The sequence below is a fragment of the Mumia quercus genome (genome assembly GCF_025506335.1).
GTDB lineage: Bacteria > Actinomycetota > Actinomycetes > Propionibacteriales > Nocardioidaceae > Mumia > Mumia quercus.
In genome coordinates this window covers 83,656-109,447 of the sequence record NZ_JANZYO010000007.1, presented here as the reverse complement: position 1 = coordinate 109,447, position 25,792 = coordinate 83,656, and the positions used below count along the sequence as shown (strand labels likewise).

General features: G+C 70.4%; 35 protein-coding genes. 16 read left to right on the top strand and 19 right to left on the bottom strand.

What is annotated here, in order from left to right; translation table 11 throughout:
• Positions 1 to 77: 77 nt before the first annotated feature.
• The 4 genes from NYZ95_RS17220 to arsM all read right to left on the bottom strand — a co-directional run bounded on the left by NYZ95_RS17220 (position 78) and on the right by arsM (position 3,989).
• The gene (locus NYZ95_RS17220; protein WP_262852561.1) at positions 78 to 1,553 is read right to left on the bottom strand and encodes a Fic family protein; all 1,476 of its coding nucleotides are present in this window, start codon (positions 1,551 to 1,553) and stop codon (positions 78 to 80) included.
• A gap of 128 nt (positions 1,554 to 1,681) precedes the next feature.
• Positions 1,682 to 2,089 (bottom strand): arsenate reductase ArsC, encoded by a 408-nt coding sequence (locus tag NYZ95_RS17215; protein WP_262852560.1) that lies wholly within the window; start codon positions 2,087 to 2,089, stop codon positions 1,682 to 1,684.
• The gene (gene arsB / locus NYZ95_RS17210) at positions 2,086 to 3,174 is read right to left on the bottom strand and encodes an ACR3 family arsenite efflux transporter (protein WP_262852559.1); all 1,089 of its coding nucleotides are present in this window, start codon (positions 3,172 to 3,174) and stop codon (positions 2,086 to 2,088) included. The genes NYZ95_RS17215 and arsB overlap by 4 nt, the downstream gene beginning before the upstream one ends.
• Positions 3,171 to 3,989, bottom strand: a complete 819-nt coding sequence (gene arsM, locus NYZ95_RS17205) for an arsenite methyltransferase (protein ID WP_262852558.1) — start codon at positions 3,987 to 3,989, stop codon at positions 3,171 to 3,173. Before arsM ends, arsB begins: the two co-directional genes overlap by 4 nt.
• An 88-nt stretch (positions 3,990 to 4,077) precedes the next feature.
• On the opposite strand from arsM, the gene NYZ95_RS17200 reads away from it, so the two are divergent.
• Positions 4,078 to 4,434 (top strand): ArsR/SmtB family transcription factor, encoded by a 357-nt coding sequence (locus NYZ95_RS17200; RefSeq protein ID WP_262852557.1) that lies wholly within the window; start codon positions 4,078 to 4,080, stop codon positions 4,432 to 4,434.
• Here NYZ95_RS17200 and NYZ95_RS17195 read toward each other — a convergent pair.
• Both NYZ95_RS17195 and NYZ95_RS17190 read right to left on the bottom strand, forming a co-directional pair.
• Positions 4,415 to 5,173 carry a DinB family protein gene (locus NYZ95_RS17195; RefSeq protein WP_262852556.1) on the bottom strand — a complete coding sequence of 253 codons (759 nt, stop codon included), beginning with the start codon at positions 5,171 to 5,173 and terminating at the stop codon, positions 4,415 to 4,417. The genes NYZ95_RS17200 and NYZ95_RS17195 overlap by 20 nt on opposite strands.
• A 57-nt stretch (positions 5,174 to 5,230) precedes the next feature.
• Complete coding sequence (locus tag NYZ95_RS17190; RefSeq protein WP_262852738.1) at positions 5,231 to 6,211, bottom strand: NAD(P)-dependent oxidoreductase; 981 nt, start codon at positions 6,209 to 6,211, stop codon at positions 5,231 to 5,233.
• Here NYZ95_RS17190 and NYZ95_RS17185 point away from each other — a divergent pair.
• The 3 genes from NYZ95_RS17185 (at position 6,187) to NYZ95_RS17175 (ending at position 8,355) form a co-directional block, all read left to right on the top strand.
• Positions 6,187 to 7,110 carry a methylenetetrahydrofolate reductase gene (locus NYZ95_RS17185; RefSeq protein WP_262852555.1) on the top strand — a complete coding sequence of 308 codons (924 nt, stop codon included), beginning with the start codon at positions 6,187 to 6,189 and terminating at the stop codon, positions 7,108 to 7,110. The genes NYZ95_RS17190 and NYZ95_RS17185 overlap by 25 nt on opposite strands.
• 164 nt (positions 7,111 to 7,274) lie before the next feature.
• Entirely contained in the window at positions 7,275 to 7,709 is a 435-nt protein-coding gene (locus tag NYZ95_RS17180; RefSeq protein WP_262852554.1) for a VOC family protein, read from the top strand.
• Between the two features lie 4 nt (positions 7,710 to 7,713).
• Positions 7,714 to 8,355 carry a winged helix-turn-helix transcriptional regulator gene (locus NYZ95_RS17175; RefSeq protein WP_262852553.1) on the top strand — a complete coding sequence of 214 codons (642 nt, stop codon included), beginning with the start codon at positions 7,714 to 7,716 and terminating at the stop codon, positions 8,353 to 8,355.
• Positions 8,356 to 8,367: 12 nt separating this feature from the next.
• Here the strand turns inward: NYZ95_RS17175 and NYZ95_RS17170 are convergent, their stop codons facing one another.
• Positions 8,368 to 9,528, bottom strand: coding sequence for an RNA polymerase sigma factor (locus NYZ95_RS17170; protein WP_262852552.1), 1,161 nt, complete (start codon positions 9,526 to 9,528; stop codon positions 8,368 to 8,370).
• Positions 9,525 to 9,929, bottom strand: coding sequence for a YciI family protein (locus NYZ95_RS17165; RefSeq protein WP_262852551.1), 405 nt, complete (start codon positions 9,927 to 9,929; stop codon positions 9,525 to 9,527). Before NYZ95_RS17165 ends, NYZ95_RS17170 begins: the two co-directional genes overlap by 4 nt.
• A 166-nt stretch (positions 9,930 to 10,095) precedes the next feature.
• Here NYZ95_RS17165 and NYZ95_RS17160 point away from each other — a divergent pair, with 166 nt between their 5' ends.
• Positions 10,096 to 10,818 (top strand): VOC family protein, encoded by a 723-nt coding sequence (locus tag NYZ95_RS17160; protein WP_262852550.1) that lies wholly within the window; start codon positions 10,096 to 10,098, stop codon positions 10,816 to 10,818.
• Positions 10,819 to 11,028: 210 nt separating this feature from the next.
• On the opposite strand, the gene NYZ95_RS17155 is transcribed toward NYZ95_RS17160, so the two are convergent.
• From NYZ95_RS17155 to NYZ95_RS17145, 3 genes are read right to left on the bottom strand one after another with little or no spacing between them, the layout of a single operon-like run.
• A complete protein-coding gene (locus NYZ95_RS17155; protein ID WP_262852549.1) occupies positions 11,029 to 11,475 on the bottom strand; it encodes an SRPBCC family protein in 447 nt (148 codons plus the stop codon).
• A 25-nt stretch (positions 11,476 to 11,500) separates the two neighbouring features.
• Positions 11,501 to 11,839 carry an ArsR/SmtB family transcription factor gene (locus NYZ95_RS17150; RefSeq protein WP_262852548.1) on the bottom strand — a complete coding sequence of 113 codons (339 nt, stop codon included), beginning with the start codon at positions 11,837 to 11,839 and terminating at the stop codon, positions 11,501 to 11,503.
• Positions 11,836 to 12,300, bottom strand: a complete 465-nt coding sequence (locus NYZ95_RS17145; protein ID WP_262852547.1) for an SRPBCC domain-containing protein — start codon at positions 12,298 to 12,300, stop codon at positions 11,836 to 11,838. Before NYZ95_RS17145 ends, NYZ95_RS17150 begins: the two co-directional genes overlap by 4 nt.
• A 110-nt stretch (positions 12,301 to 12,410) precedes the next feature.
• Between NYZ95_RS17145 and NYZ95_RS17140 the strand changes: the two genes are divergently transcribed.
• On the top strand, positions 12,411 to 13,499 hold the full coding sequence (locus tag NYZ95_RS17140) for an NAD(P)/FAD-dependent oxidoreductase (protein WP_262852737.1): 1,089 nt from the start codon (positions 12,411 to 12,413) through the stop codon (positions 13,497 to 13,499).
• A gap of 17 nt (positions 13,500 to 13,516) precedes the next feature.
• Positions 13,517 to 13,975 (top strand): hypothetical protein, encoded by a 459-nt coding sequence (locus NYZ95_RS17135; protein WP_262852546.1) that lies wholly within the window; start codon positions 13,517 to 13,519, stop codon positions 13,973 to 13,975.
• Here the strand turns inward: NYZ95_RS17135 and NYZ95_RS17130 are convergent.
• Both NYZ95_RS17130 and NYZ95_RS17125 read right to left on the bottom strand, forming a co-directional pair.
• A complete protein-coding gene (locus NYZ95_RS17130; protein ID WP_262852545.1) occupies positions 13,960 to 14,304 on the bottom strand; it encodes an iron chaperone in 345 nt (114 codons plus the stop codon). The genes NYZ95_RS17135 and NYZ95_RS17130 overlap by 16 nt on opposite strands.
• A gap of 25 nt (positions 14,305 to 14,329) precedes the next feature.
• Entirely contained in the window at positions 14,330 to 14,776 is a 447-nt protein-coding gene (locus NYZ95_RS17125; RefSeq protein WP_262852544.1) for a PPOX class F420-dependent oxidoreductase, read from the bottom strand.
• An 84-nt stretch (positions 14,777 to 14,860) separates the two neighbouring features.
• On the opposite strand from NYZ95_RS17125, the gene NYZ95_RS17120 reads away from it, so the two are divergent.
• On the top strand, positions 14,861 to 15,373 hold the full coding sequence (locus NYZ95_RS17120; RefSeq protein WP_262852543.1) for a hemerythrin domain-containing protein: 513 nt from the start codon (positions 14,861 to 14,863) through the stop codon (positions 15,371 to 15,373).
• 15 nt (positions 15,374 to 15,388) lie between these two features.
• Here NYZ95_RS17120 and NYZ95_RS17115 read toward each other — a convergent pair whose 3' ends face one another.
• Positions 15,389 to 15,940 carry a dihydrofolate reductase family protein gene (locus NYZ95_RS17115; protein WP_262852542.1) on the bottom strand — a complete coding sequence of 184 codons (552 nt, stop codon included), beginning with the start codon at positions 15,938 to 15,940 and terminating at the stop codon, positions 15,389 to 15,391.
• 100 nt (positions 15,941 to 16,040) lie between these two features.
• Between NYZ95_RS17115 and NYZ95_RS17110 the strand changes: the two genes are divergently transcribed.
• From NYZ95_RS17110 to NYZ95_RS17100, 3 genes are all read left to right on the top strand, one after another.
• Positions 16,041 to 16,601: a dihydrofolate reductase family protein gene (locus tag NYZ95_RS17110; protein ID WP_262852541.1), complete on the top strand. Its 561-nt coding sequence runs from the start codon at positions 16,041 to 16,043 to the stop codon at positions 16,599 to 16,601.
• 89 nt (positions 16,602 to 16,690) lie between these two features.
• Positions 16,691 to 17,635: a tyrosine-type recombinase/integrase gene (locus NYZ95_RS17105; protein ID WP_262852540.1), complete on the top strand. Its 945-nt coding sequence runs from the start codon at positions 16,691 to 16,693 to the stop codon at positions 17,633 to 17,635.
• Positions 17,636 to 17,644: 9 nt separating this feature from the next.
• Positions 17,645 to 18,289 carry a DedA family protein gene (locus tag NYZ95_RS17100; protein ID WP_262852539.1) on the top strand — a complete coding sequence of 215 codons (645 nt, stop codon included), beginning with the start codon at positions 17,645 to 17,647 and terminating at the stop codon, positions 18,287 to 18,289.
• A 12-nt stretch (positions 18,290 to 18,301) separates the two neighbouring features.
• Here the strand turns inward: NYZ95_RS17100 and NYZ95_RS17095 are convergent, their stop codons facing one another.
• The 4 genes from NYZ95_RS17095 to NYZ95_RS17080 are packed head-to-tail and all read right to left on the bottom strand — an operon-like array spanning position 18,302 to position 20,744.
• Positions 18,302 to 18,703, bottom strand: a complete 402-nt coding sequence (locus tag NYZ95_RS17095) for an FAD synthase family protein (RefSeq protein WP_262852538.1) — start codon at positions 18,701 to 18,703, stop codon at positions 18,302 to 18,304.
• Entirely contained in the window at positions 18,700 to 19,167 is a 468-nt protein-coding gene (locus NYZ95_RS17090) for a hypothetical protein (protein WP_262852537.1), read from the bottom strand. The genes NYZ95_RS17095 and NYZ95_RS17090 overlap by 4 nt, the downstream gene beginning before the upstream one ends.
• Positions 19,160 to 19,522, bottom strand: coding sequence for a hypothetical protein (locus NYZ95_RS17085; RefSeq protein ID WP_262852536.1), 363 nt, complete (start codon positions 19,520 to 19,522; stop codon positions 19,160 to 19,162). Before NYZ95_RS17085 ends, NYZ95_RS17090 begins: the two co-directional genes overlap by 8 nt.
• 7 nt (positions 19,523 to 19,529) lie before the next feature.
• On the bottom strand, positions 19,530 to 20,744 hold the full coding sequence (locus NYZ95_RS17080) for an acyl-CoA dehydrogenase family protein (RefSeq protein ID WP_262852535.1): 1,215 nt from the start codon (positions 20,742 to 20,744) through the stop codon (positions 19,530 to 19,532).
• Positions 20,745 to 20,794: 50 nt separating this feature from the next.
• On the opposite strand from NYZ95_RS17080, the gene NYZ95_RS17075 reads away from it, so the two are divergent.
• Positions 20,795 to 21,634 (top strand): formate dehydrogenase accessory sulfurtransferase FdhD, encoded by an 840-nt coding sequence (locus NYZ95_RS17075; protein WP_262852534.1) that lies wholly within the window; start codon positions 20,795 to 20,797, stop codon positions 21,632 to 21,634.
• Between the two features lie 11 nt (positions 21,635 to 21,645).
• Positions 21,646 to 22,431: an alpha/beta fold hydrolase gene (locus NYZ95_RS17070; RefSeq protein ID WP_262852533.1), complete on the top strand. Its 786-nt coding sequence runs from the start codon at positions 21,646 to 21,648 to the stop codon at positions 22,429 to 22,431.
• Between the two features lie 18 nt (positions 22,432 to 22,449).
• Here NYZ95_RS17070 and NYZ95_RS17065 read toward each other — a convergent pair whose 3' ends face one another.
• Positions 22,450 to 23,340 (bottom strand): LysR family transcriptional regulator, encoded by an 891-nt coding sequence (locus NYZ95_RS17065; RefSeq protein ID WP_262852532.1) that lies wholly within the window; start codon positions 23,338 to 23,340, stop codon positions 22,450 to 22,452.
• A gap of 93 nt (positions 23,341 to 23,433) precedes the next feature.
• Between NYZ95_RS17065 and NYZ95_RS17060 the strand changes: the two genes are divergently transcribed.
• The 3 genes from NYZ95_RS17060 (at position 23,434) to NYZ95_RS17050 (ending at position 25,778) form a co-directional block, all read left to right on the top strand.
• A complete protein-coding gene (locus NYZ95_RS17060) occupies positions 23,434 to 24,009 on the top strand; it encodes a dihydrofolate reductase family protein (protein ID WP_262852531.1) in 576 nt (191 codons plus the stop codon).
• An 81-nt stretch (positions 24,010 to 24,090) separates the two neighbouring features.
• On the top strand, positions 24,091 to 25,026 hold the full coding sequence (locus NYZ95_RS17055) for an ABC transporter ATP-binding protein (RefSeq protein WP_262852530.1): 936 nt from the start codon (positions 24,091 to 24,093) through the stop codon (positions 25,024 to 25,026).
• Positions 25,023 to 25,778, top strand: coding sequence for an ABC transporter permease (locus NYZ95_RS17050; RefSeq protein WP_262852529.1), 756 nt, complete (start codon positions 25,023 to 25,025; stop codon positions 25,776 to 25,778). Before NYZ95_RS17055 ends, NYZ95_RS17050 begins: the two co-directional genes overlap by 4 nt.
• Positions 25,779 to 25,792 lie beyond the last annotated feature (14 nt).

Below are 25,792 nucleotides of genomic sequence, written 5' to 3'. Positions count from 1 at the left end.
ACGGGTGTCGATGACTTCACGCTAGGTCCGGTCGAGCGCCCTCCACTTCTCGATTCGTGACCGATCCGCTGCCAGACTCACGGCAACGTCAGGCGGACGCCCGACTCCTCGGCGGTGTAGGCGTCGCGCAGCGCATGCGTCCGGACGAGGTCGGCCTCGGCGCTCTCGCGACTCGTGAAGTCCACGCGCGCCGTCCAGCGTCGCGCGAACGAGAGTGCGGCGAGGAGTCCGGGATAGTTCTCGTTGTGCGTCGCACCCTTGAGCGCTGACAGGTAGTTCAGGCGGTACACCGTGGGGATGATGAGCCGCACCTCGCCGGCACCGGCGAGCTCGGCGTTCATCATGATCCGGGCGATGCGCCCGTTGCCGTCCGCGAACGGGTGGACCTCGCTCACGACGAACATCATGTAGACCGCCCGGGCGAACGGGCTGATCAGGCCCGCACCGAGGTCGAAGCCTTGCGTGAGCGTCCCCTCGACGAGCTCGGGGGCGACGAAGTACGTCTCCCCAGCACGGTTGGCCTGAGTCTTGAACACCCCGGGCGCCATCGAGGGTCGACCGCCCATGAGGACGGCGTGCCGATGCCTCAGCACCTCGAGGGAGTCGTCGGCGGTGGCGGGCCGATGGCGCATGACGTCGTCGGACGAGGTGAGCTCGTAGGTCCCGAGGATGTCGTGTGCGTCCTCGGGGCGCTGGGCGGGCACGACGTCGTCGAACACGATCTCGGCCGCCTCGTCGAGGGTGAACTCGGTGCCCTCGATGTAGTTGGAGAAGTACGCCTCGTAGAACGGCAGCAGCGCACGCCGGGACGCGTCCGCCGGGAGGGCGGGCACGCTGTCGGGGGCGAGGGTGTCGAGATAGGACGCCAGGCGCGCGAAGACGTCCACCCGACGGCGGTCGTACGGTTGCCCCTGGGCGCGCGCGACGAGCTGCGGTGTCTGCAGGATGTGGGTCGGGTGTGTGTTCATCGAGGCCCCGACCACCCGGTCGAGGAGGTCGAGCTCGTGCTGGCGACCGAGGAACGGCGCGAGGACACGCGCGTCGTCGCGGATCTTGTTGATCGCGTCCTCGCCGCGAGCGGAGAGGATCTCGTCGATCCAGAGCTCGACCTCGGCACGCGTGAGCGTACGTGCCGGCCTGCCCTTGGCGGGCCGGGTCGGCGCGAGGTTGTCGAGCAGCCCGCGCGCCGGACCAGCGAGCCACACACCGCCGGGAAGTGCGAAGTCGCCCGGCATCGCCGAGGGCCCCTGCCGCGGCACGACGGTGACGCCTGCCAGCTTCAGCTCCGTACGCCGGCTGTGGACGACGAAGAGGAAGCCGTCGGACGGCAGCCCGTTCGTCCTGGCGGAGCGGTCGGCGATGATGGCTCCGGGGAACCGCTTGGCGACGATGGTCCACAGGTGCTCGCGGACGAGCTGCTCGGGCGTCTTGTCGACGTCGGGGGAGTAGATCCCGGTGCCCAGCGCCACCAGGCGGCCCGCCTTGCGCGCGCGCGAGATCCGGTCCTTGTGGCCGTCGGCCGAGAACACCACCGGCGGAAAGTCAGCGGCCATATCCACTCCTCAGGGGAAGCCTGCGGGAGGCAGGTTTCCTCGCAGGCTATCGCCCGAGTGCGACAAAAATGGGATCTCCGCCGCTGAAAGGCCGGAAATGTCGCGGAAACCGCGACGTTTTCGCTATTTCAGCCAAGGTTGAGCGAGGCGACGAGGAGACGAATCCGCCGCTCGATCTCGTCGCGGACCCCGCGGACGACCTCCAGCGGCTGGCCGGCGGGATCGTCGAGCGCCCAGTCCTCGTACCGCGTGCCGGGAAAGACCGGGCAGGTGTCACCGCAGCCCATCGTGACGACGACGTCCGAACCCCGGACGTCGTCGGGGGAGAGGAGCGACGGCTGGCTGTCGGTGATGTCGATGCCCTTCTCCCGCATCGCCTCGACCGCCACGGGATTGAGGTGTTCGGCAGGCTCGGAGCCCGCCGAGAGGACACGGACGGAGTCGCCCGCGAGGTGTCGGAGGAACCCTGCCGCCATCTGTGAGCGGCCTGCGTTGTGGACGCAGACGAACAGGACGGAGGGGACGTGCGCGGTCATCGGAGGACCTCCCGGTCGGGTGCAAGACGGGGGCGCAGAGCGAGGGAGACGTACACGAGGGCGACGAGGACGGGGACCTCGATCAACGGCCCGACGACGCCCGCGAGCGCCTGGCCGGACGTGGCGCCCCAGGTGCCGATCGCGACGGCGATGGCAAGCTCGAAGTTGTTGCCGGCCGCCGTGAACGCGACCGTGACCGTGCGCGCGTACCCGAGTCGAGCCACTCGTGCAGCGCCCCAGGCCACGACGAACATGCCGACGAAGTAGAGCAGGAGCGGGAGGGCGATCCGGGCGACGTCCCAGGGGCGCCGGGTGATCGCGTCGCCCTGCAGGGCGAACAGCATGACGATCGTGAAGAGCAACCCCCACAACACCAACGGGCTGATGCGAGGCAGGAACCGCGTCTCGTACCAGGCGCGACCCTTCACCCGCTCACCGAGCAGGCGGCTCCCGAAGCCGGCCGCGAGCGGGATGCCGAGGAAGACGAGGACGCTGAGAGCGATCGCCGCCATGCTGAACTCGGCCGTGGTCGTCTCGAGACCGAGCCAGCCGGGCAAGGTCTGGAGGTAGAACCAGCCCAGCCCGGCGAACGCGACGAGCTGGAAGACGCTGTTGACCGCGACCAGGACGGCGGCGGCTTCACGATCACCGCACGCCAGGTCGTTCCAGATCAGGACCATCGCGATGCAGCGGGCGAGGCCGACGACGATGAGGCCGGTGCGGTACTCGGGGAGGTCGGGGAGCAGAAGCCAGGCCAGGCCGAACATCAGCGCCGGTCCGACGACCCAGTTGAGGACCAGCGAGAGCACCAGCAGTCGCCGGTCGGCGAGGACGCCCCGCGTCTGGTCGTACCGGACCTTCGCCAGGACCGGGTACATCATCACCAGCAGGCCGAGCGCGATCGGCGCGCTGACGGATCCGATCTCCAGGCCCGCGAGCGCCTCGTCGAGACCGGGGACGAGCCGACCGAGGGCCAACCCTCCGAGCATGGCCGCCACGATCCAGACCGGCAGCCAGCGATCGGTGGTCGAGAGTCGCCCTGCTCCATGAGCGGGGCGACTCTCGACCGCGCGAAGATCGATCATGCGTCAGGCTTCGTCGCACGGATGATCGCGCTGTGCATGCCGGGGGCAGCCTCGTGGGTGAACTCGACCTCGGCGTCGGCGAACCCGGCGGCCGCGAGGCCCTCGAGGTACTCCGTACGCGACAGCGCACCCGCGATGCAGCCGACGTACGAGCCCCGCTCGGCCCGGTCGGACGGCGTGAGGTGGTCCTCGGCGACGACGTCGGAGATCCCGATCCGACCGCCCGGGACCAGTACGCGGAACATCTCCGAGAGCACCTTCGGCTTGTCGACCGACAGGTTGATCACGCAGTTGGAGATGACGACGTCGACCGTCGCGTCGGGGAGCGGGACGTCCTCGATCGTGCCCTTGAGGAACTCCACGTTCTCCGCCTGCGCCTTCGCGGCGTTGGCCCGGGCCAGGTCGAGCATCTCGTCGGTCATGTCGACCCCGTAGGCGTACCCGCTCGGGCCGACGCGACGGGCAGAGAGGAGCACGTCGATCCCGCCGCCGGACCCCAGGTCGAGGACCTTCTCGCCGGGGTGCAGCGCGGCCACCATCAGCGGGTTGCCGCATCCGAGACTGGCCGCGAGCGCCTCTGCGGGCAGCTCCGCCGTCTCGTCCGCGGAGTAGAGGCCGGCGCCGAAGGCGTTGTCGACCTCTGCGGCGGGGGTGCCGCAGCAGGAGTCCGTGGTCGTGGCGGCGGGGGAGCAGCACGAGTCCGCCTCTGTCGCCTCCAGGATCAGCGTGTTGCTCGCGCCGGCCCGGACCTTCACCGCAGCCTCGGCGTAGCGCTGGCGTACCTCGTCGACCAGCGCGTCGTTGGGAGCACTCATCAGAAACCTCCGAAGGATTGAAGAACGTCGATGCATAGACGTTCTCTGATCTATCGAAAAATGTCAATACGTGTGGCAGACTACCTTCATGGCTACGACGCTTCCGTTGATCGAGACCCCCGCCAGCGCGTGCTGCTCGACGTTGACCGGGGGAGTGCTGGACGAGGACGACGCTGCGACGCTGGCCAAGATGTTCAAGGCGCTCGGCGACCCGACACGCGTCCGGCTCCTGTCGATGATCGCCGCCGGGGAAGACTCGGAGGCCTGCATCTGCGACCTCACCGAGCCGGTCGGGCTCAGCCAGCCCACGGTGTCCCACCACATGAAGCTGCTCACCGAGGCGGGCCTCGTGACCCGCGAGCAGCGCGGGCGCTGGGCGTACTACCGCATCGTCGGCGACGCGCTGGAGTCGCTCGGGGCCTCGCTCACCGGCCGGCGGAGCTGAGCACGTCCAGGTCGCGCGTCGCGTAACGGTGGTGCTCCGCCTCTTCGGTCAGCACCACCGTGAGGCACCGCCGGACCACGTACTCCTTGTCGGGGTACATGTCCGCGGGCTTGCGGCCGCACACCCGGTCGAGCTCGGTCTCGGTCAGCTCGTCGACGAACCGCCTTACCGTAGCCATCCGGGCCGCCCGTGCGGCGAGCGCCTCGTCCAGCGTCGAGGTGGCGTCGGGCAGGAGTCCGAGGTCGAGGACCGCCTCGCGTGGCGTCCCGCCGGCGGGGATACCCAGCGGGTGGTACGGCGCGTCCTCCTCGAACACCGCGCTGCCGAGCCACGCGTCCGACGCGAACAGGAGGTGGCGCTGGGTCTCGACGAACGAGTACTCGCCGTCGACCTGCTCGTGCAGCGCGGCCTCCGGCATCGCTCTGGCGCGTGCGAGTGTCGCGTCCCACATCGCCTCCACGGCGTCCCACGCGGCCCGGTAGTCCGCCGGGGAGCGGGCCTCTCGCGCAAGCACCCGTACGGGATTCTGCTCGTCGAGCGTCGCCTCGACGTACGCGGTGACGTCGACGTCGTTCACGACGACGCGCGTGAAGTCGCCGGCGAGAGAGACCGCGCCGCCGTAGCAGTCGACGATCTTCAAACCGCCGACCTGGCAGTCACGGATCTCGAGACCGGTGAGGTCGGACAGGTGGATGCGTGCGCCACGGAGCTCGTCGGTGCCGGTGTACTCAGCAGTCATCGAGGCAGTCTGGCGGACGTGGGTTCGGCACGACAAGGTGCACGCGGACGAGAACGGTCAGCGAGACAACGACGGCGCGAACGCGTATGCCACCGACGCCACGTCCTCGTGGCCCCGGCCGAGCTGGTCCGTCTCGTCGAAGAGCCCGGACAGCGTCGTGAGCAGGACCTCGTTGAGCTGACCCGCCACTGCGGAGTGGGTGAGCCGGAGGTCTTTGAGGAGGCCTTCGGTGGCGAACTGGGGCGCGTAGTCGCCGGCGAGGACCTCCCTGCCCTTCGCCTGGGCGTACGGGGTGTCCGAGGTGGAGCCACCGATCGCCTCGAGGAACAGGTTCGGGTCGAGTCCGAGCACCTCGGCGATCTTCAGGCTCTGCGCGACTCCTGCGGTCAGGCAGGCGAGCCAGGTGTTGCACGTCAGCTTGAGGGCCGTCGCGGCACCCGGCTGTTCGCCGGCGTGGACGGTCTTGGCGCCGTACGCAGCGAAGACGGGGGAGAGGGCCGAGAGGACCACGTCGGGACCCGCCGCCAGGACGGTCAGCCGGCCCTGCTCGGCCGGACCCTTGGTCCCGAGGACCGGCGCGTCGACGAACCGCACGCCGTGCTGCTCGGCAAGAGGGTACGCACGCGCGGTGCCCTCGATGCCGATCGTGCCGCTCTGGACCCACACGGTGTCCGGCGCGGCGTGCGACAGCCACCCCTGAGCGACCTCGAGGACGGCGTCGGCGTCGAACAGCATGGTCAGGACGACGTCCGCCGCCTCGACCGCACGTGCGAGGTCGGGCTCGACACGGATCCCGTCGGCCTCGAGCGGACGCGCACGGTCGGTCGTACGGTTCCAGGCGGTCACCTCGAACCCGGCGCCACCGAGGCGACGCGCGATCGCGCTGCCCATGATCCCGGTCCCCAGCACGGTCACGGTGGTCGCGGCCGGGTCCAGCGCCGGGCTGTTGCTGTCGTGTGCAGTCATGTGCTTCCCCCTGACTCGCGAGCGTACCCGTCGGCTACCTTCGCCCCATGGACGTCGTGCGACGGATCGCAGCGCGGGGGAGCGAGCTCCTGCTCTTCGCCGTGACCCCGCCTCGGCTCACTGTCGGTCCGGAGCGGGCCCAGGAGATCGCCGACCTCACGCGGAAGCGCCTGGTCCCGCTGAGTCTCGACGGTCTCGTCCTCTACGACATCGACGACGAGAGCGAGCGGAACCCCGAGGAAAGGCCGTTTCCGTTCCTGCCCACGATGGACCCCGCAGACTTCCTTGCCGAGCACCTCGAGGACTGGAACACGCCGGTCGTGGTGTATCGGGCTGTCGGCAAGTACGACGAGAGCGAGCTCCGTGCCTGGCTGGAGGCCCAGGACGCCGACCGCGCGCTGACGGTGTTCGTCGGCGCGTCGTCTCGCCACCTGGAGCCGGCGACCTCGCTCGTCCGGGCCCAAGAGCTGCGCGCACAGGCTCGACCTGACCTGCTGCTGGGTGGCGTGGCGATCCCTGAGCGGCACACGCGCCGCGGCGACGAGCACCTGCGCCTCGTGGCCAAGCAGGAAGCCGGCTGCTCGTTCTTCGTCACGCAGGTCGTCTACGACACCAACGCGGCGAAGAACCTCGTGTCGGACTATCGCGAGGAGTGCGCCCGGCGCGGCCTCGAGCCCGTGCCGATCGTGTTCACGTTCTCCGTGTGCGGCTCGCTGAAGACGCTGGAGTTCCTCGGCTGGCTCGGCGTCGACGTACCGCGTTGGATCCAGAACGACCTGCGCAGCGCAGACGACACGCTACGGGCGTCGTACGAGCACGCGCTGGGTGCTGCTCGTGACCTGATCGCGTACTGCCGGCGTGTGGGAGTCCCGTTCGGGGTCAACGTCGAGAGCGTCTCCATCCGTCGTGCTGAGATCGAGGCGTCTGTCGAGCTCGCCCAGGAGCTCGGACGCGAGCTGCACCGCTCTTGAGCCCTTCTCAGTAGTGCGCCGATAAGCGACATTATGTCACTCCGCACCACTGCAGCCCTTCTCCCTCCTCCCCTCGCAACAATTCCGTTGACGTTGCTACTTGCTTTTTGCAAGTGTCAAAGGGAGCTGTTCCGCTCGACGACGATCTACAGGAAGGACCCACCATGACCGCGATGTTCGTCAACCTGCCGGTGAGAGACCTGGAGCGTGCAAAAGCCTTCTACACGGCCATCGGATTCACGCTCGACCCTGCGTTCACCGACCACAATGCGGCGTGCGTCGTGGTCGAGAAGGATCACAGCGCCATCATGCTCCTGACCCGTGAGTTCTTCCAGACGATGAGCGAGCTCCCGATCGGCGACCCGGCGGTGAGCCCCTCCGTCGCGACCGCCGTCTTCCTCGCCGACCGCGAGACGGTCGACAAGACCCTCGACGCCGGCCTCGCTGCAGGTGGTCGCGAGCCGCACGACCCAGCGGACTACGGGTTCATGTACCAGCGGCAGCTCAACGACCCCGACGGGAACATCCTCGAGTTCGGCTGGATGGACCCCGCCGCAGCAGATCAGGGCCCCGAGGCCGTCGCCAGTCCCCAGGCCTGACCCGGTGGCGGCACGCGAGTACGGGCAGTACTGCGGGGTCACGCGCGCGCTGGAGCTGGTGGGTGAGCGCTGGGCCATGCTCATCGTCCGGGACCTGCTCGTCGGTCCGCGCCGCTACGGCGAGCTCGCCGCAGGGCTCCCCCGGATCCCGAGCAACATCCTGGCGACGCGCCTCAAGGAGCTGCAGGAGTGCGGTGTCATCCGCCGTGCGCCCCGGTCGCGGGTCATCGTCTACGAGCTGACCCCGTACGGCCGTGAGCTCGAGCCGGTCGTGCTCGCGCTCGGCGCGTGGGGGTTCAAGGCCATGGGCGACCCGCGGGAAGACCAGGTCATCACTCCCGACGCGATGACGATGGCTCTGCGGACCGCCTTCCGGGAGGACATCGCCTCCACCCTGCCGGCGACCTCGTACGTGGCTCATCTCGGCCTTGCCGAGCTGCTCGTCCGCGTGGACGGGCCGCGCCTGGACGTGTCACGCGGGGACGGACCGGTCGACCTCGCCTTCGCCACCGGCCCGGAGGTGCGCCTGCTCCTCTCAGGCGACCTCTCCCCCGAACGCGCGATCACGACCGGGGCGGTCGAGATCCTTCGCGGGCCCGGTCGTCTTCTCGAGCGATTCACGAGGACGTTCCACCTGGCCGCCTGATCGGCCCTTCCCTCAGCGCCGGAGGGCGGTGTTGAGGCGCGCGGCCTGTCGCGTGAGGTGGTCGCGCTCAGCGAGGTTGGGTGCGGCGTGCGCCGCCTCGGCGTACAACCGTGCCGCCAGCGACAGGTCGCCGGCCTTCTCGTGCAGGTACGCCGACGCGGCCGAGAACCTCGGCACGCTCGGGTCGACGGCGGCCAGCTCCCGCATCCCCGCCAGCGGCCCGTCCGCCTCCCCGACCGCCACGGCACGGTTGAGTGCGACGACCGGGCTCCCCGTCAACCGCAACAGCTCGTCGTACCAGCTGACGATCTGCACCCAGTCGGTCTCCTCGGCGCTCGCCGCGTCCGCGTGCAGAGCGGCGATCGCGGCGTGCGCCTGGAACTCCCCCAACCGGTCACGCGCGAGGGTCGTCTGAAGGATTGCGACGCCTTCTGAGATCAGCCGGGTGTCCCAGCGCGAACGGTCCTGGTCGGCGAGCGGCACGAGACTCCCGTCCTCGCGCGTCCTGGCTGGGCGACGTGCGTGGTGCAGCAGCATCATCGCCAGCAACCCCGATGTCTCCTCGTCGCCGGTCATCGACGCGAGCTGACGCGTCAAGCGGATCGCCTCCGCCGCCAGGTCGACGTCGCCCGTGTAGCCCTCGTTGAAGACGAGGTACAGCACCCTGCGTACGGTCGCCAAGTCCCCCGGCTCGTCGAACCGCACCCTGCTGACCGTCCGTTTCGCGCGGCTGATCCGCTGCGCCATTGTCGCCTCGGGCACGAGGTACGCCTGGGCGATCTGACGGGTGGTCAGACCGCCCACGGCGCGCAGCGTGAGTGCCACCGCCGACGTCGACGACAGGGACGGGTGCGCGCACAGGAAGAAGATGCGCAGCGTGTCGTCCGCCGACTCCGTCGGTCCTGGCGGGCGCTCGGCGTCGACCCGCTGCTCACGCTCCCGACGCGACGTCTCGGAACGATGGGCGTCGACGAACTTGCGCCACGCGACGGTGACGAGCCAGCCCTTCGGGTCGCTCGGGGCGCCTTGGGGCCACGACAGCGTGGCCTGGACGAGCGCCTCCTGCACGGCATCCTCCGCCGAGGCGAAGTCGACGCCGCGGCGTACGAGGACACCGATGACCGCAGGCGTCAGCTCGCGTACGAGGCGCTCGTCCATCGCCACTCGAATCATTCCGTGACGGTCGGCGGTGCGGTCAGGAAGGGGCGCAGCTCGAGCCACTCGTGGATCGGCTTCCCTCCAGCTCCGGGCGCGGACGACAGCTCTCCCGCCAGCTCGAGCGCGCGGTCGTAGGAGTCGACGTCGATCACCATCCAGCCGGCGATGAGGTCCTTCGTTTCCGGGAACGGGCCGTCGGTGACGGGCGGACGGCCCTCACCGTCGTACCGGACGAACGTGCCCTCGGGCGCGAGCGCCTGTCCGTCGACGTACTCCCCCGTGCCCTCGAGCCGTGCCGCGAAGTCGGCCATGAACTGCACGTGGTCGTGGATCTCCTCGGGCGTCCACTGGTCCATGGGGACGCTGTTCACGGCCTCCGGGGCGCCGCGGTAGTGCTTGAGAAGCAGGTACTTCATGGTGGTCTCCTCCGTGTCGTGCGACGACCTCGCCGCGATCTGCTCCTGGGACGGAGCCGCGGGGCTCGTCTCGACATCGCCGACGAGACTTCTTTCCTACCACTGGTGGGACCGGCGTCAGGTAAATCCGTTGCCCCGCTCATGCCGGCGATCTAGCGTCGCCAAGATGAGCGTGCAGATCGCCAGCCTCACCATCGACGCGCTCGATCCGGGCGCGCTCGCACGCTTCTGGTCAGGGGTGCTGAGGTGGCCGGTCGCGGACGACTCCCCCGAGGCGCCGGTGCTGGTGCCGGACGACCAGACGAGCCTCCCCCTCCGGTTCGTGCCGACGCGCCAGCCGAAGGTCGGTCGCAACCAGATGCACTTCGACCTCACGAGCACGTCGTTCGAAGACCAGCAGGCGACCGTGGCTCGCGCACTCGAGCTCGGGGGCGCTCACTTCGACGTGGGACAGGGTCCGGATGCCCTCCACGTGGTGCTCGCCGACCCGGAGGGCAACGAGTTCTGCGTCATCGAGCCGGGCAACGCGTTCCTCGACGGATGCGGCGTCGTCGGGGCACTGTCGGGCGACGGCTCCCCTGCGGTCGGGCACTTCTGGAGCGAGGCGCTGGGATGGCCCATGGTCTGGGACGAGCACGAGGAGACCGCGATCCAGTCGCCGCGCGGAGGCACCAAGCTCACCTGGGGCGGCCCTCCGTACGACCCCAAGCAGGGCAAGAACCGCTGGCACTTCGACCTCGCTCCCCCGGCCGGGGGTGACCACCTCGCTGAGGTCGAGCGGCTCGCGTCGCTCGGAGCGACGCGCCTGGACATCGGACAGGGCGACGTCCCGTGGGTCGTGATGGCCGACCCCGGAGGCAACGAGTTCTGCGTGAAGCCGTCGCCCTGAGCGCGACCGACGCCGCGGTCACGCGCGCGGCCACCCGAAGGGTGGCCGCCTCTCCACCCCGCGCGGTTTGCCACGCCAACGTGGGAGTCTCTCGTTGGCGCGGCAGGCTTGCCCCGCCAACCGGGCTCAGCCACGTTAGCGTGGCAAACCGTGGGGCGCGGGGCGGGTCCGCACACCTCGCGGTCGTACGCGCTGCTCCCCCGGTACCGGTCAGTGCCAGTCGCTGATCAGGACGTCGCGGGGAGCGGGAGCGCCCTCGCCGGTCTCGATCAGCGACTTCAGGCTCATCAGGTAGGTCGCCCACTTCGTGCTGCAGTGGTGCATGAAGGGGACGGGCTCCTTCCAGCCCTCGTGCGCGAACATCAGGATCGTCCACTCACCGTCCTTCTGGACGTCCCAGGTGATGGTCGTGCCGATCCACTCCTCCGGCCCGTCCGTGACCTCCCAGCGCACGCGCTCGTCGGGCTGCGCCTCCAAGACCGCCATGTCGAACCCGCCGATCGGTGGGAACCGGAACTCCAGCTTCCCTCCGGTCTCGCCGTTGCCCGACGTGTCCTCCGTCCACCACGCGGCCAGTCCGTCGACCGTGGTCAACGCCTCGTACACCGCCCGTGGCGTGGCGTCCTTCATGCCCACCCTGTGCAGGATGTCCACCATCTCGTTCCTCCTTCTCCTCGTAACTTCAGGTCTCGTGCGAGCGCTGGACCGCCTCGGCGATGCGCTTGATGCGCCGCAGCCGGGCGTCCCACTGCTCCCCGACGTCGTTGAGCTGGACGACGGCGCGCGCGAGCTGGGCCAGGTCGACGCGGAACTGCCTCTCCCGCCCGACCGGGGTCCCGTGGACGAGGCCGACGCGGTCGAGCACGGCCAGGTGCTTCGCGACGGCCTGCCGTGTCACCGGCAGCCGCTCGCTGAGGCTCGTCGCGGTCCCGGCCCCGTCGGCCAGGAGCAGGTCGAGCATGCGGCGACGCGTCGGATCACCGACCGCGGACCACAGCTCGTCGTCGACGGTGCCGCTCATGCCTGTGCCCCGACCTCCGCGGCGTACGAGACGAGCCGCGGCAGGTAGTAGTCCCAGCCGGTGACGTGCTCGCTGTGCTCGAGCGCCGCCTTCGCCTCGTCCCATCCGCGCTCACGGAAGCCGCTCTCGGTCATCCGGAGCAGCGTCCCCTCCCCCACGCGTTCGAGCGTGAAGACGACGAGGAACGAGTTCTGCTGAGTCGGCGCTGCTCCGTCGTCGTGGGTCCACCGGAACGCGAACCGGTGCGGAGGCTCGGCCTCGACCACCGAGAATGCCTGCCACGTCATGTCGCCCTGCCGGGCGTCACCGAAGCCCAGCCGCCCCTCTCCCCCGGGCTCGGTCGCGAACTCGGCCTCGTCGGACCACCACTCGCGGACGTGCTCGGGGCGGCTCAGCACCTCGAACACGACCTCAGGTGACGCCTCGATGTGGATCTCGCGCTCGATCGACCCATACTCCATGTCGCCTCGCCTTTCGCAACGTTTGGTTGCACATCACTCTACGACGGCACGAGCAGATAGGCAACCATCGGTTGCACGTACCGGCGACGTAAGGTGACTCCGTGGCCACCATGACGGACGTCGCGGTCGTCGGCGCCGGCATCGTCGGCCTCGCGACCGCCTACGAGCTCACCCGCGCCGGCGCCTCGGTGACCGTGTACGAGTCAGGCACCCCAGGTGCCGGACAGTCTGCGGGCGACTCGCGCATCTTCCGGCACGCCCACGCCGATGCACGGATGGTCGCGTTCGCCGCGCGCTCCCGTGCGATCTGGCGTGAGTGGAGCGAGGCGTTCGGGACCGAGCTCATCGCCTCCGACGGCGCCGTGGCGCTGGGTCCCGACGTCGAGGAACGCCTCCGCGTCATGCGCACCGTGCCCGGCGTCGTGGCGCGTCCTCTCGACGCCACGGAGCTCCGCAACAGGCTTCCCCTCCTGGCCCCGTACGACGGCCCGGCGATGCTCGACGAGAGCGGTGGCGCGATCCGCACCCGCGCGGCGATCGATCATCTGTCCGGCGCCGTCTCCGGTGCGCTGGTGCGCGACCACGTGATGACCCTGCGCAGGACGCGCAACGGCAGCGTCGAGGTCCGCACGGGCACACGGCGTGGCGAGCACGGGTACGTCATCGTCTGCGCCGGCCTCGGCACCGCCCCGCTCGCCCACGCCACCGGGCTGTCGCTGCCGGTGAGCGTCGCCGCTCATGTGCGCGTCACCTTCGCCGTCCGTGACGCGCCTCCGCGCCGGCTCGCCACCCTGCAGGACACGAGCGCCGTCTTCGGGGAGTCGGGCGTGTACGCCGCGCCGGTGCCCGACAACAGCCGGTACGGCGTCGGGCTCGCCGCGACGGTCCCCGTGAACGACGACGGTCGCTCGGTCGATCCGGTGACCCTCGACGCGCACGCGAGGCGGGCGGCGGACTACGTACGGGTGGCGCTGCCGGGTCTCGACCCGACCCCTGTCGGACACGTCCACTGCTGGGTCACCACGCTGCCGTGGGGCGGGGACGGCGTCGCCGTCTGGCAGGACGACCGGATCGCGTTCGTCGCCGGTCACAACCTCTATAAGCACGCTCCGGTGCTCGGGCGTGAGCTCGCGACCCTGGCCACGACCGGTGAGCTCGTCGACGAGCTCACCCCCGCTGCCCGGCTCGGGAGCGTCTGAGGGTCTAACGTCGGTCCATGGGACTCGACGTCGACTACCCCGCCGTCGTCACGACCGGGACACGACCTGTCGCGGTCTGGGACGGCGCCCGGAACATCATCGACCACCTCGCACCGCCTGACGGGCCCGGCTCGCACGCCAACGTCACGTGCTGGATCGACCGGCCGAACGGCCGCTGGTACAGGACGCTGTCGAGCTTCGGGCTGCCGGCAGGTGCATTCGCCTACGTGTCTGCCGACCTCACCCGCGTCATCCACGCCGGCAACCGCTTCGCCCTGCACGAGTGCGCGGCGACCTCGGACACTCCCGGGCCGCACCGCATCAACCCGTGGGTCGTCGGGGTGGCGGTCACTGCCGGCGTGCTGGCGGCGGCTGCGGCTCTGAAGGTGCGGCAACGCGTACGACCACCCGGCAGGCCGGTGCCCCCGCAGCCCCCGGATGACCCCACGGTGCAGGCGCCTCAGCCGTCGATCTGAGCGCGCCTCGCCTCGACGATCCGGGCGGCGAGGGCCGTCGGGATCGCTGCGTCAGCCTGGAACCGGATGGTGCCCTTCGCGGTGTCGAAGCCGTCGAGGTCGGCCGAGAACTGCGCCACGACCTCGCTGCTGAACGGGAACAGCGAGAGGTGCTTCTTCGCCGCCATGACACTGACCAGCGGCTTGCCGCGGTACACGAGCGCCGGCATCCCATAACCCTTGCCCTGCTCGGCCTCGGGGACCGCGTCGGCAGCCGCCGCGTAGAGCCCCGCCACCACGGAGCGGCGCGGCTCCTCCAACCCTGACACGTAGTCGTCGACCGTCCCCATGCCGCCAGGCTAGGGGCGTGCAGGCCTAGCTGCTCGGTGTGCGCGACGCCGCGACCGGGCCCGCCCACCCGTACACGCGCGAGAAGCGTACGGTCACCAGGAGCCGGCGCTCGGCGACCATCGCGGCGCGGAACTCGTCCCAGTCCGGGTGGTCGCCGCGTACGGCGCGGTAGTGCGCGACGAGACCTTCGACCGCGGCGTCACCGACCTCGGCCGCGACAGGACCGAGCTCCGCGTCGCCCTCGCCGACCGCGTAGGAGGCGAGCCCTTCGGTCGTCGCGTAGTAGCTCGCCCGCGGATCACGCTGGAGGTTGCGCACCTTGGCACGGTCGGCCGTCGTCGAGATGACGACGGCGTCCGCGTCCGCGTCGTACAGGTGCCCGACGTTCGACAGCTGCGGCCGGCCGTCCTTCTTGAGCGTCACCAGCACGCCACGCCACGACCCGGCAAAGATCTCCCTGAGCTCCGTCACACGGCGATCCTTCCACGGTCCTCGCCGGGTGCCGAGCGAATACTCCGTTGCGCCGTCGCGACGCGACCGGAAGCATGCGCAGCGATGCGCCCCTCCCCCGATCCCGCCCACGCTCGAGCGGCCGCCTTCGGCGTCCAGCTCGTCGCCGTCCACGACGAGCTCCGCGACCACCTCGCACAGCTCCTGGCCGCCTTCGACGCCCCGGACGACGAGGTCGTCCCCACCCCCGCACTGCGGACCCACTGCCTTGCCTTCTGCAGCGTGCTGACCCGCCACCACACCAGCGAGGACGACGTCGCGTTCCCGGCGATCGCGGCGCAGGTGCCCGAGCTCGCCCCGGTGCTCGCCGAGCTCGCCCACGACCACGGCCTGATCGCCCACCTCGTGCGCGGCATCGAGCACCGCGTCTCGGCCGCTGCTCCCGAGGACGGCACGGGAACACGTGCACGCCTCCGCGCGGAGGTCGACGGCCTCGCCTCGGTGCTCGAGTCGCACCTGCGCTGGGAGGAGCGCCGGATCGTCGCAGCGCTCGACGGGCTCGCGGCACCCGGCGTCTCTGCAGTCGAGATGTTCGGGTGGGAGCCGCGCGACCTGTGAGGTCGCGCGACGCCGCTACCGACGCGGCACGTATCGCGTGACGACGGCGCTCGAGCCGAGCTCGTACCTCTCCACGAGAGTGAGATCGAGCGGGCGTGTCAGTCCCGCGAAGAGGGTCGGGCCGTGACCGGCGACGCGCGGGAACACGACGAACTCGTACTCGTCGATCAGGTCGAGCTCGGCCAGCGCCAGCGGCAGCTGGAGGCCCCCGACGAGGAGCCCGTCACCCGGCTCCTCCTTCAACCGCTGCACAGCGTCTCCCACGTCGCCGCGGATCAGCTCGGCGTTCCAGTCGACTTGATCGAGGGTGCGCGACACGACGTACTTCTTCGCCGCGTCGATCGTGCGCGCGAAGGGGTCGGGCGCCTCGGGCCCCTGCCACGCGTCGAGCCTCCAGGCCTCCTCCATCATCTGGTAGGTCACGCGCCCGAAGAGGAGCGCGTCGGCCTTCGCAAGGTTCTCTTCGTGGTGGCGGTGCAGCGCGTCGAGGTCGTCCACGACCGGCACAGCCCGGTGGTCGCAGCAGCCGTCCAGGGTGACGTTGATCGAGTATCGGAGAGGTCGCATCCGGTCACGCTAGGGGCCTGCGGTGTCAGATTCCGAGAATCCCGATGACTTCCGCTCCGTCGCGCAGTCTCTCCAGGACCAACGACCTTCGAGGAGACTCATGCGCAACGTGTACGCGTTCCTGCTCACCAGCGTCGACGGCTACCACGCCGACGCCGAGACCGGACTCGACTGGTTCGACGAGGACGAGGAGTTCGAGGCCTACTCCGCCTCACAGGGAGAGTCGATCGACACCATCGTCATGGGTCGTGTCACCTTCGAGATGATGGCGCAGTTCTGGCCCACCCCCGAGGCGTACGAGCAGGACCCGGTCGTCGCCGGCTTCATGAACGACCTCCCGAAGGTGGTGGCCTCGCGCTCCATGAGCGAGCACCCGTGGGGTCCGACGACGTTCGTGGCCGACGACGTCGCCGGCCACATCCAGGCACTCAAGGAGAAGCCCGGCAAGAACATCGCGATCTTCGGCAGCTCGAGCCTCGTCGCACACCTGCTGCCCACCGGCGTCGTCGACGAGCTCCGCCTCATCGTGAATCCTGTCGCGCTGGGCAAGGGCATCTCCGTCCTCTCCGGTCTCGAAGGTCCCGTCTCGCTGCGCCGCAAGGACGTCCGACTGTTCGACGGCGGCAACGTGCTCCTCACGTACGAACCCCTCACCCGCTGACCCCGGTCGCCTCGCTGCCTCCCCCACCGGTTGCCTCAGCCCGGTGGGTTTCTGCCCGCTTCGGGCCTGTTATTTGCTAGTCTGCTCTCATGCCTCCGCAGAGCTGGGACACCGGCCTGACATCGATCCACGCCGGCGTCGGACGCCTCGCCGAGTCGGTGAGCCCTTCTCGACTGCGCCAGCTGCGCTGGGTCGAGCGGGAGCTCGGTCTCGCCACGGCGTCTGGTGAGCTCCCCTCCCCCACCCGCGGGGACGTCGAGGAGCTTCTCAGCCCTCCTGTCGTCGATGCCTACCTCACGCTCGCTGAGAACGGCGCGCTTCGTTCCCGTGCACGACGAGACGGCGCCCGCTCGAGCGCGTCCAGCACACAGATCCGGCTGCGGTGCCTTCTGATGATCGCCCACGCCTCCGACCTGGACCTGCCCCATCTGCGGAGCTCGACCGAGTTCGCGCGGCGGCCGCTCGTCTCGCTGCGCACCGTGGCACAGCTGCAGGAGCAGCTCGCGACGCTAGCCGACGCGGCAGGAGACTCCCACCGGGGCGCCGCCGCCCTGCACCGTCTGAGGGCCGTCGTCGGTGTCGTCGTGGACACCGGGACGCGAGCAGGTGAGCTGTGTCATATGACGACGGACGACCTCGACCTGGACGCCGGCACCCTCCGCGTACGGCGACGACCCCAGCGTGCGACGTCGGCGCGTCCCGAGACCGTGCACGAGCTGAGCGAGGCGACCGTGGCGTCGTTGCGGTCGTGGCTGCGGGTGCGCGGCGCCCTCGTCGGCGCGCTCCAGGGCGGGACGGTGGACGCGCTGTGGGTGTCCGTCCGGGCCAACCACGTCCCGCCCGGGCGTCCCGTCCCCGCGGGGATGCCCCTGCAGCCGCGCGGTCTGGCGCGCAGCTACCGTCGCGAGACCGAACGCCTCAACGACGAGTGCGCAGGCAGGCCAGGGTGGCAGCCGCTGCCCCTGCGCATGGAGCTGCTGCGGCGCAGCGTGACTCCGGGAGGGCCTGAGGGAACGCACAGGAACGCTCGCTAGGCTTCGGGCGTGAGTGACATCGGAGGAATCGCAGGCTTCGCGGCCGACCTGATGGAGTGGCTCGGCGCCCCAGGCGCAGGGCTCGCCGTGGCCTTGGAGAACCTGTTCCCTCCGATCCCGAGCGAGGTGATCCTCCCGCTCGCCGGATTCACCGCCAGCCTCGGCAAGATGAACCTCGCCGCCGCCATCATCTGGACCACGATCGGGTCGGTCGTCGGCGCGCTCGCCCTGTACGGGATCGGTCAGTGGTTCGGGCGCGACCGGCTGTACGCGGTGGTCGCCCGGGTGCCACTGGTGAAGGTCACCGACGTGGAGAAGACCGAGGCGTGGTTCGCCAAGCACGGGACGAAGGCGGTGTTCTTCGGCCGGTTCGTGCCGATCTTCCGCAGCATGATCTCGATCCCTGCCGGCCTGGAGCGGATGCCGCTGCGGATCTTCCTCACGCTGACCGCGGTCGGCAGCCTGATCTGGAACACGCTGTTCATCATGCTCGGCTACGGGCTGGGGTCGCAGTGGGAGACCGTCAGCGATGTCGTCGGCACGTACTCCAAGGGCGTGCTCGTCCTCGTGCTGCTCGCCGTGGTCGTGTTCCTCGCGGTGCGCCTCGTGCAGCTGCGTCGGCGTCGTAAGGCGGGGCTCCCCGAGGAGCCGTGAGCGCCGGCGGCGTCAGCTGTTCGACGCGATGTGCTCGATGAGCGCCGTCGTCGAGACCGACGGCGTGCGCGGGAAGTAGACGACCTCGCAGAGCTCGGCGAACTCGTCGAAGCGGCCCTTCCAGTCGTCCCCCATCGCCAGCACGTCCGCGCCGAACTTGCGGATGTAGTCGCCCTTCAGCTCGAGGCTCTCCTCGACGAAGACCTCGTCGACGACCCCGAGGGACGACACGATCTCGAGCCGCTCCTCCTGGGTGAACACGGGGGCGCGCCCCTTCTTGCGGATGTTGAGCGCGTCGGCAGACACCCCCACGACCAGTCGGTCGCCCAGCTCGGCAGCGCGCTGGAGGATGCGGACGTGGCCGACGTGGAACACGTCGAACGTGCCGAAGGTGATCACCGTGCGTTCGCTCACGGGTTGAGGTTACCGCCCGGTCGGGGCTCACCCGTACGCCGGTTGCGGCGGCGCGTCCGCAGCACCCACCACATGCCGACGATCGGCAGGACGAGCGGGATGTAGCCGTAGCCTTCCCCGAACCCGCTCCAGACCGTCGCGTCCGGGAAGAGCTCGGGGTCGAGCACGGTGAGCGCGCCGACGACGAGCACACCGACGAGCTCGACACCGATCGCTGCGACGGCGACGACCTCCGCTGTCCTCCCCCGGCGGGCGAGGGCGACGGTCGCGACGATGTAGACGAGGGCGGCGAACGCAGACAGCAGGTACGCCACGGGCGCGTCATCGAAGTGCAGCGCCAGCTGGACGCCGCTGCGTGCCGTCGCCGAGATCGCGAACACCGCGTAGACGGCGACCAGCATGCGGCCGAACCCGGACCCGGTGTGGGCGCGTCCGGTGTCGGGGGGAACAGGGGTGTCAGGCATGACCGCTCCAGAGCTGGACGAGTCGGGCGACGAGGACCGCGACGGTGAGCATGCCGACGACGACGACGCCGGTTCCCCACCGGCTCTTCTCCGACACGCCCCAGATGACGGCGGCCGGCGGGATCAGCACGCAGGTGAGCAGGTAGCCCACGAACGTCACGCCCTCGACGTCGCGGGAGGTGTTGGCCAGCGCGATGCAGCCGGCCACCGTCTGGACGATGAGCAGGAGCTCGAGCGCGGAGGCGGCGTAGAACAACGGGTTGTCCACAGGCCGGTTGCGGACCAGCAGGACGGCGGCGTACGCGGCGACGGCGACGGCGGTGAGCGCGACGAGCCAGGCGAACCAGAGGGCCACGAGCGGGTCAGCCCTGCGCGGCGCGGAACGCGGCCTGCCCGGTGAGGGCCTGACCCACGATCAGCGTGTGCATCTCGGACGTGCCCTCGTACGTGAGGACCGACTCGAGGTTGTTCATGTGGCGGATGACGGGGTACTCCAGGGAGATGCCGTTGGCGCCCAGGATCGTACGGGCGGTGCGGCAGATCTCCAGCGCCTCGCGGACGTTGTTGAGCTTGCCGTAGCTGACCTGCTCCGGGCGCAGCCCGACCTCGTCCTTGCGGCGACCGAGGTGCAGCGCGAGGAGGATGCCCTTGTTGAGCTCGAGCGACATGTCGGCGAGCTTGGCCTGCGTGAGCTGGAACGCCGACAGAGGTGCACCGAACTGCGTCCGTGTGCTCGCGTAGTCCCGCGCCGCCTCGTACGAGGAGCGTGCCGCACCCATCGCGCCCCAGACGATCCCGTACCGCGCCTCGCTCAGGCACGACAGCGGGCCGCGCATGCCGGTGACCTCGGGCAGCACGGCGTCGGCCGGCAGGCGTACGTCGTCGAGGACCAGCTCCGCCGTCACCGAGGCCCGCAGCGACATCTTGTGCTTGATGGTGGTGGCGCTGAACCCGGCGGTGTCGGTGGGGACGACGAAGCCGCGAACCCCGCTTCCGGTCCCGATCTCCTCGGTCTGGGCCCACACGACGGCGACGTCGGCGACCGAGCCGTTGGTGATCCACATCTTGGCGCCGTTGAGGATCCAGTCACCCCCGGCGTCGCGACGGGCGACGGTCCGCATGCTCGCCGGATCGGAGCCGGCGTCGGGCTCGGTCAGCCCGAAGCAGCCGATCGCCTCGCCGCTCGCCATCCGCGGGAGCCACGTCTGCTTCTGCTCCTCGCTGCCGAACGCCCAGATCGCGTACATCGCCAGCGAGCCCTGCACCGACACCATCGAACGGATCCCCGAGTCGCCGGCCTCGAGCTCCAGGCACGCGACGCCGTACGCGGTCGCGCTGGTGCCGGCGCAGCCGTAGCCTTCGAGGTGCATCCCGAGGAGGCCGACCTTGCCGAAGGCGCGCATCAGGTCGCGCGCGGGCAGCTCGCCGCTCTCGAACCACTCCGCGACGAAGGGGTCGACCTCGTCGGCCAGCAGGCTGCGGACCGTGTCGCGGATCGCGATCTCCTCGGGCTGGAGGAGGTCGTCGATCCCGAGCGGGTCGTGCGGGTCGAGCGCGGGCGGACGACGGGTGCTCATGCCCTCGATGCTAGTCCGGGCTCCGTGGCCGCCGGACATAGGCTGTGGTCATGACCGCACCCACCGGGCGGAGGCGGGTCGTCGAATGGGTCGACGGGGTGGCCCGTGCCCATGAGGACCGTCTCATCGCCGAGGAGCCGCTCGAGATCCGGCTGGCCGCGCCCGGTGGACCTGACCGCCGCCTCGGGGTGACCATGCGGACGCCGGGGCACGACTTCGCCCTCGCTGCCGGTCTCGTGCTCTCCGAGGGCGTCGTCCGGGACCGGTCCGACATCGCCGGGATCGCCTACTGCACCGACGCCCGGCTCAGCGAGGAGCAGCGCTTCAACGTCGTGACGGTGGCCCTCGCCGGGTCTCCCGGCCGGGTATGGCAGGACCGCACCTTGCGGGCGACGTCGGCCTGCGGGGTCTGCGGCGCCGACTCGTTGGAGGAGGTCGCAGGTCTCACGTCCGACCTCCCCGCCCGGCGCGCCGCCCCGCGGTGGGAGCCGTCCGCGCTCGCCACGCTCCCCGACCGGCTGCGCACGCACCAGCGGCACTTCGACCGTACGGGCGGGGCGCACGCGGCCGGGCTGTTCCAGCCCGACGGGAGCGTCGTCGTCGTGCGTGAGGACGTCGGGCGCCACAACGCGGTGGACAAGGTCGTGGGCCACGTCCTCATGGAGGACGTCGCGTCCGACGGCCTGGCTCTGTGCACCAGCGGGCGGATCGGGTTCGAGATCGTCCAGAAGGCGGCCGTCGCCGGGTTCGCGGCGGTCGTCGGCGTCGGCGCACCGACGACGCTTGCCGCGCGTCTGTGCGACGAGGCCGGCATCATGCTGGCCGGGTTCGCACGTGACGGACGGGTGGTCGTGTACGCCGAGGGTGGCGGCGATCCACGGCCGTCCTAGACTTCCCCCTCGTGCAACCCCAGGCCCCGCTCCCCCACGTCGTCGTCGTACCGGCGATGGGGGTCCACTCTGCTTACTACCGGACCCTCGAGTCGGCGCTCGGCGCCATCGGCTGGAGCTCCTGCACGATGGCGGCGCGCGGCATCGACCGCGACACGTCTCCTCCGAGCCGTGACCTCGACTGGGGCTACGCCGAGGTGGTCGAAGGGGTCGCGGACCACGTGGCCACGGTCCGCACGCAACAGCCGGAGACGCCGATCGTGCTCCTCGGTCACAGCCTCGGTGGCCAGGTCTCGCTCGGCTACCTCCTCGACGGCGGCACGGTCGACGGCCTCGTCCTCGCCGGCGCGTCCGAGCCGTGGTTCTGGCACTACCGGGCGCGTTCCTGGGGCATCTGGGGACTGGCCGCGTCCGTGCCGGTGGTGACGGCTCTGTACGGCTACTGGCCGCGCTGGGGGTTCGGCGGGCCGCAGCCTCGGACGCTCATGCGCGAGTGGGCGCGGTTCGTCCGGCGCCGCCGCCTCCCGCACCCGCGGGGCCCGGTCCCGAACCGGGCGCTCGACGTGCCGACGTTCGTGCTGCAGGTCGAGGGCGACCAGCTGTCGGTCCCGCGCGCGGCCCGCGCGCTGTCGCGTGCCGTCCGTGCGGACAGGCTCACATGGTGGGACTACCGCCGTGCCGACGCCCCGGACGGTGCACGGATCGACCACCTCTCCTGGGCGAAGGCCCCCGCACCCGCGGTCGCAGCGTTGCAGGACTGGTGGGCCCGCGAGGGCGCCCGCGTCCCGGCGTCCTAGGGTCACCGCGCAGCGGCGTCACAGCGCCCGCGTCCCGCACGCCCGCGCCGTCTCCGCGAACGCCCGGATCTCCGGACTCTCACGGTCCACGAGCCACGTCAGGACCCACTCGGTGTCCGGCACGTCGATGATCGGGACGTACGCGACGCCCGGCATCGTGTAGTAGCTGCGGACGTGGGCGTTCAGCGGCGTCACCCCTTCGCCGGCGGCGACCCGGGTGAGGATCTCGTGGAACGTGCGGACCGGCCGGCCGCGCCTCACCGGACGTCCCGAGGGCGTTCGGCGTGGCAGCATCGCCTGCTCCCAGTAGCTCGGAACGCCCGCGCCGACGTCGAAGACGGGCTCGTCGGCGAGGACCTCCACCGAGACCCCGCTCTCGCACGCGAGCGGGTGGTTGCTCGACATCGCGAGGACGCGTCCTTCGGTGAGCACCCGGGGGCCGACCCGGACGTCCGGCTCCTCCACCGGGAGCCAGGTCACCTGGACGTCGACCTCGCCACGGCGCAGCCGCCCGAACGGGTCGCTGAAGTGGAACTCGCGCGGCTCGACGGTACAGCTCGGGTGCCGCCGGACGAACTCCTCGACGACGGGGCGCATCTCGTACCCGATCGCGCCCATCGTCGCCACGGTGACGCCCCCTTCCGGCTCCTGGCGATGACGGCTCGCCGCCGCGAGCCCGGACTGGATGAGCTCATACCCCTGGCGGAGGTCGTCGCGCAGCCGTGCGCCTACCGGGGTCAGCGCCACCTGACGGCTGGTCCGCTCGAAGAGCGCCGTCCCCATGCGGCGTTCCTGCTTCGCGATCGCCTGGCTCACCCGCGCCTGCGAGACGTTGAGCCGTTCGGCCGTGCGCCCGAAGTGGAGCTCGTCGGCGAGGGTCAAGAAGATCTCGATGTCGCGCAGCTCCACGCCGTACGTCCTCCGCTCCGATCACCTGTGGGTTATCGATCCTGCCAGGACTCGCTCTCGGCCCCGGGGCCGGGCGCCGACCAGGCTGAAGACATGCGACGACTCACCTACCTCATCGCCGTGTCGATCGACGGCATGATCGCCGGACCTGACGACGAGACCGACTTCTACCCCTCCTCGGACGCCTACAGCGCGTGGATGTACGAGGCGTACCCCGACGTGCTCCCGACCGTGGGGCGTGCACAGCTCGGGCTGTCCGAGGCACCCAACCGCCACTTCGACACGGTGGTCATGGGCAGGCGCACGTACGAGCCGGGTCTGGCGCTGGGCTGGACCAGCCCGTACGCCCACCTCCGCCAGTACGTCGTGTCGTCGACGCAGGAGGCGCTCAGCCCGGACGTGACGTACGTCCGCGAGGACCCCGTGGGTCTCGTACGGTCGCTGAAGGCCGAGAAGTCCCCGCTCGACATCTACCTCTGCGGAGGCTCCGCGCTGGCGGGCGTGCTGATGCCGGAGATCGACCGGATCATCGTCAAGCGGTACCCGGTCGTCGCGGGGGCGGGGATCTCGGCGTTCGGGGGCGCGCCGTTCGCACCGACACGGTTCGACCTGACCGATCTGTTGACCTTCCCCGGTGGCAACGCCGTGCTCACCTATGACCGGGCGTGAGGACTCCGGAGCCGATCGGTTGAGCGAGGTGCAGCCGTTCGGTGGATCCGCCGCGCGCGCTCCCACGATGGGATGGACGCTATGACGACGACATCCGCGCCCGCCATCGAGGTTCGTGGCCTGCGCAAGACGTACGGCCCGGTGGTGGCCGTCGACAGAGTGGACCTCACGGTCTCCGAGGGAGAGATCTTCGGCGTGCTCGGGCCGAACGGCTCGGGCAAGAGCACGACGGTCGAGTGCATCGCCGGGCTCCGCCGACCGGACGCGGGCACGATCCGTGTCCTCGGGCTGCACCCTGAGAAGGACCGGGACGCCCTGAAGCGCACCGTCGGGGTGCAGCTCCAGAGTGCCGGCCTCCAGCCGAAGCTGCGCGTCCGCGAGGCGCTCGACCTGTTCGCGTCCTTCTACGACGACCCGCGTGACCCCGTCGAGCTCGCCGAACGGCTCGGGCTGGCCGAACGGATGGACCACCCGTGGCGCAAGCTGTCCGGTGGTCAGCAGCAGCGGCTGGCGATCGCGCTCGCGCTCGTCGGGCGGCCACGGGTCGCGCTCCTCGACGAGCTGAGCACCGGACTCGACCCGGCCTCGCGCAGGGAGGTCTGGAAGCTCGTGGAGGAGGTGCGCGCGGAAGGCACGACCATCCTCCTCGTGACGCACCTGATGGAGGAGGCGCAGCACCTGTGCGACCGGATCGCGCTCGTGCAGCAGGGGCGGATCCTCGTCGCCGACACCCCCGACGGACTGATCAGCCGTACGGCGGCGCCGCTCGTGATGTCCTTCGGGACCGAGCTCCCGCTCGACACCACCCTTCTCGCCGACGTCGCCGGTGTCGCCGACGTGATGGAGCGCGCCGGACGGCTCCACGTGGCCTGCGACGACAGCGCCGTGCTCTCCGTGCTCGACCGGCTCCGCGACGCCGGCGTCCGCCCCGAGCGCCTGAGGATCAGCGAGTCCTCCCTCGACGAGGCGTACCTCGACCTCATGACCGACGCCGACGAGAAGGAGACCGTCCGATGAGCACCGCCACGACCTCCCCCACCACCGCGATGCTGCGGACGGAGTCGCGGCTCATGCTGCGCGAGCCGGGCGCGATGTTCTGGATCGTGCTCTTCCCCACGATCCTGCTGTCCATCCTCGGCGCGATCCCCACGTTCCGGGAGCCGGACGAGGCGCTCGGCGGGATCCGCGTCATCGACCTGTACGTGCCGATCGCCGTCCTGCTGTCGGCGATCATGGCATCGCTGATGTCCATGCCGACGATCATCTCGGGGTATCGCGAGAACCAGGTGCTGCGACGCTACGCGACGACGCCGGCCAAGCCGACGCAGATCCTCATGGCGCAGTGGGTCCTGCACGGTGCAGGCATCCTCGTGGGGTCCCTGCTGGCGATGGCCGTCGGCCGCATCGTCTTCGACGTCGCCCTCCCCGGCGCGCCGCTGGCGTACCTGGGGATCTTCGTCCTCGTGGTCCTCGCGAACCTGTCGACGGGCGGGCTCATCTCGGGTCTCGCCCCTTCGACGAAGGCATCCGCGGCGATCGGAACGGTCGTCTTCTTCCCGTCCATGTTCACCTCGGGCGTCTGGTTGCCGGTCACCGTCCTGCCGGGTCTGCTGGGCGACATCGTCGCGTTGACGCCGAACGGCGCGGCAGCGCTCGCGCTCGACGAGGCGGCGGCGGGTCGGACACCGGAGCTGCTCCACGTCGTCGTGCTGCTCGTCTGGACCGTGGGGCTCGGGTCGCTGGCTGCGCGATACTTCCGTTGGGAGTGAACCGGAAGCGACGG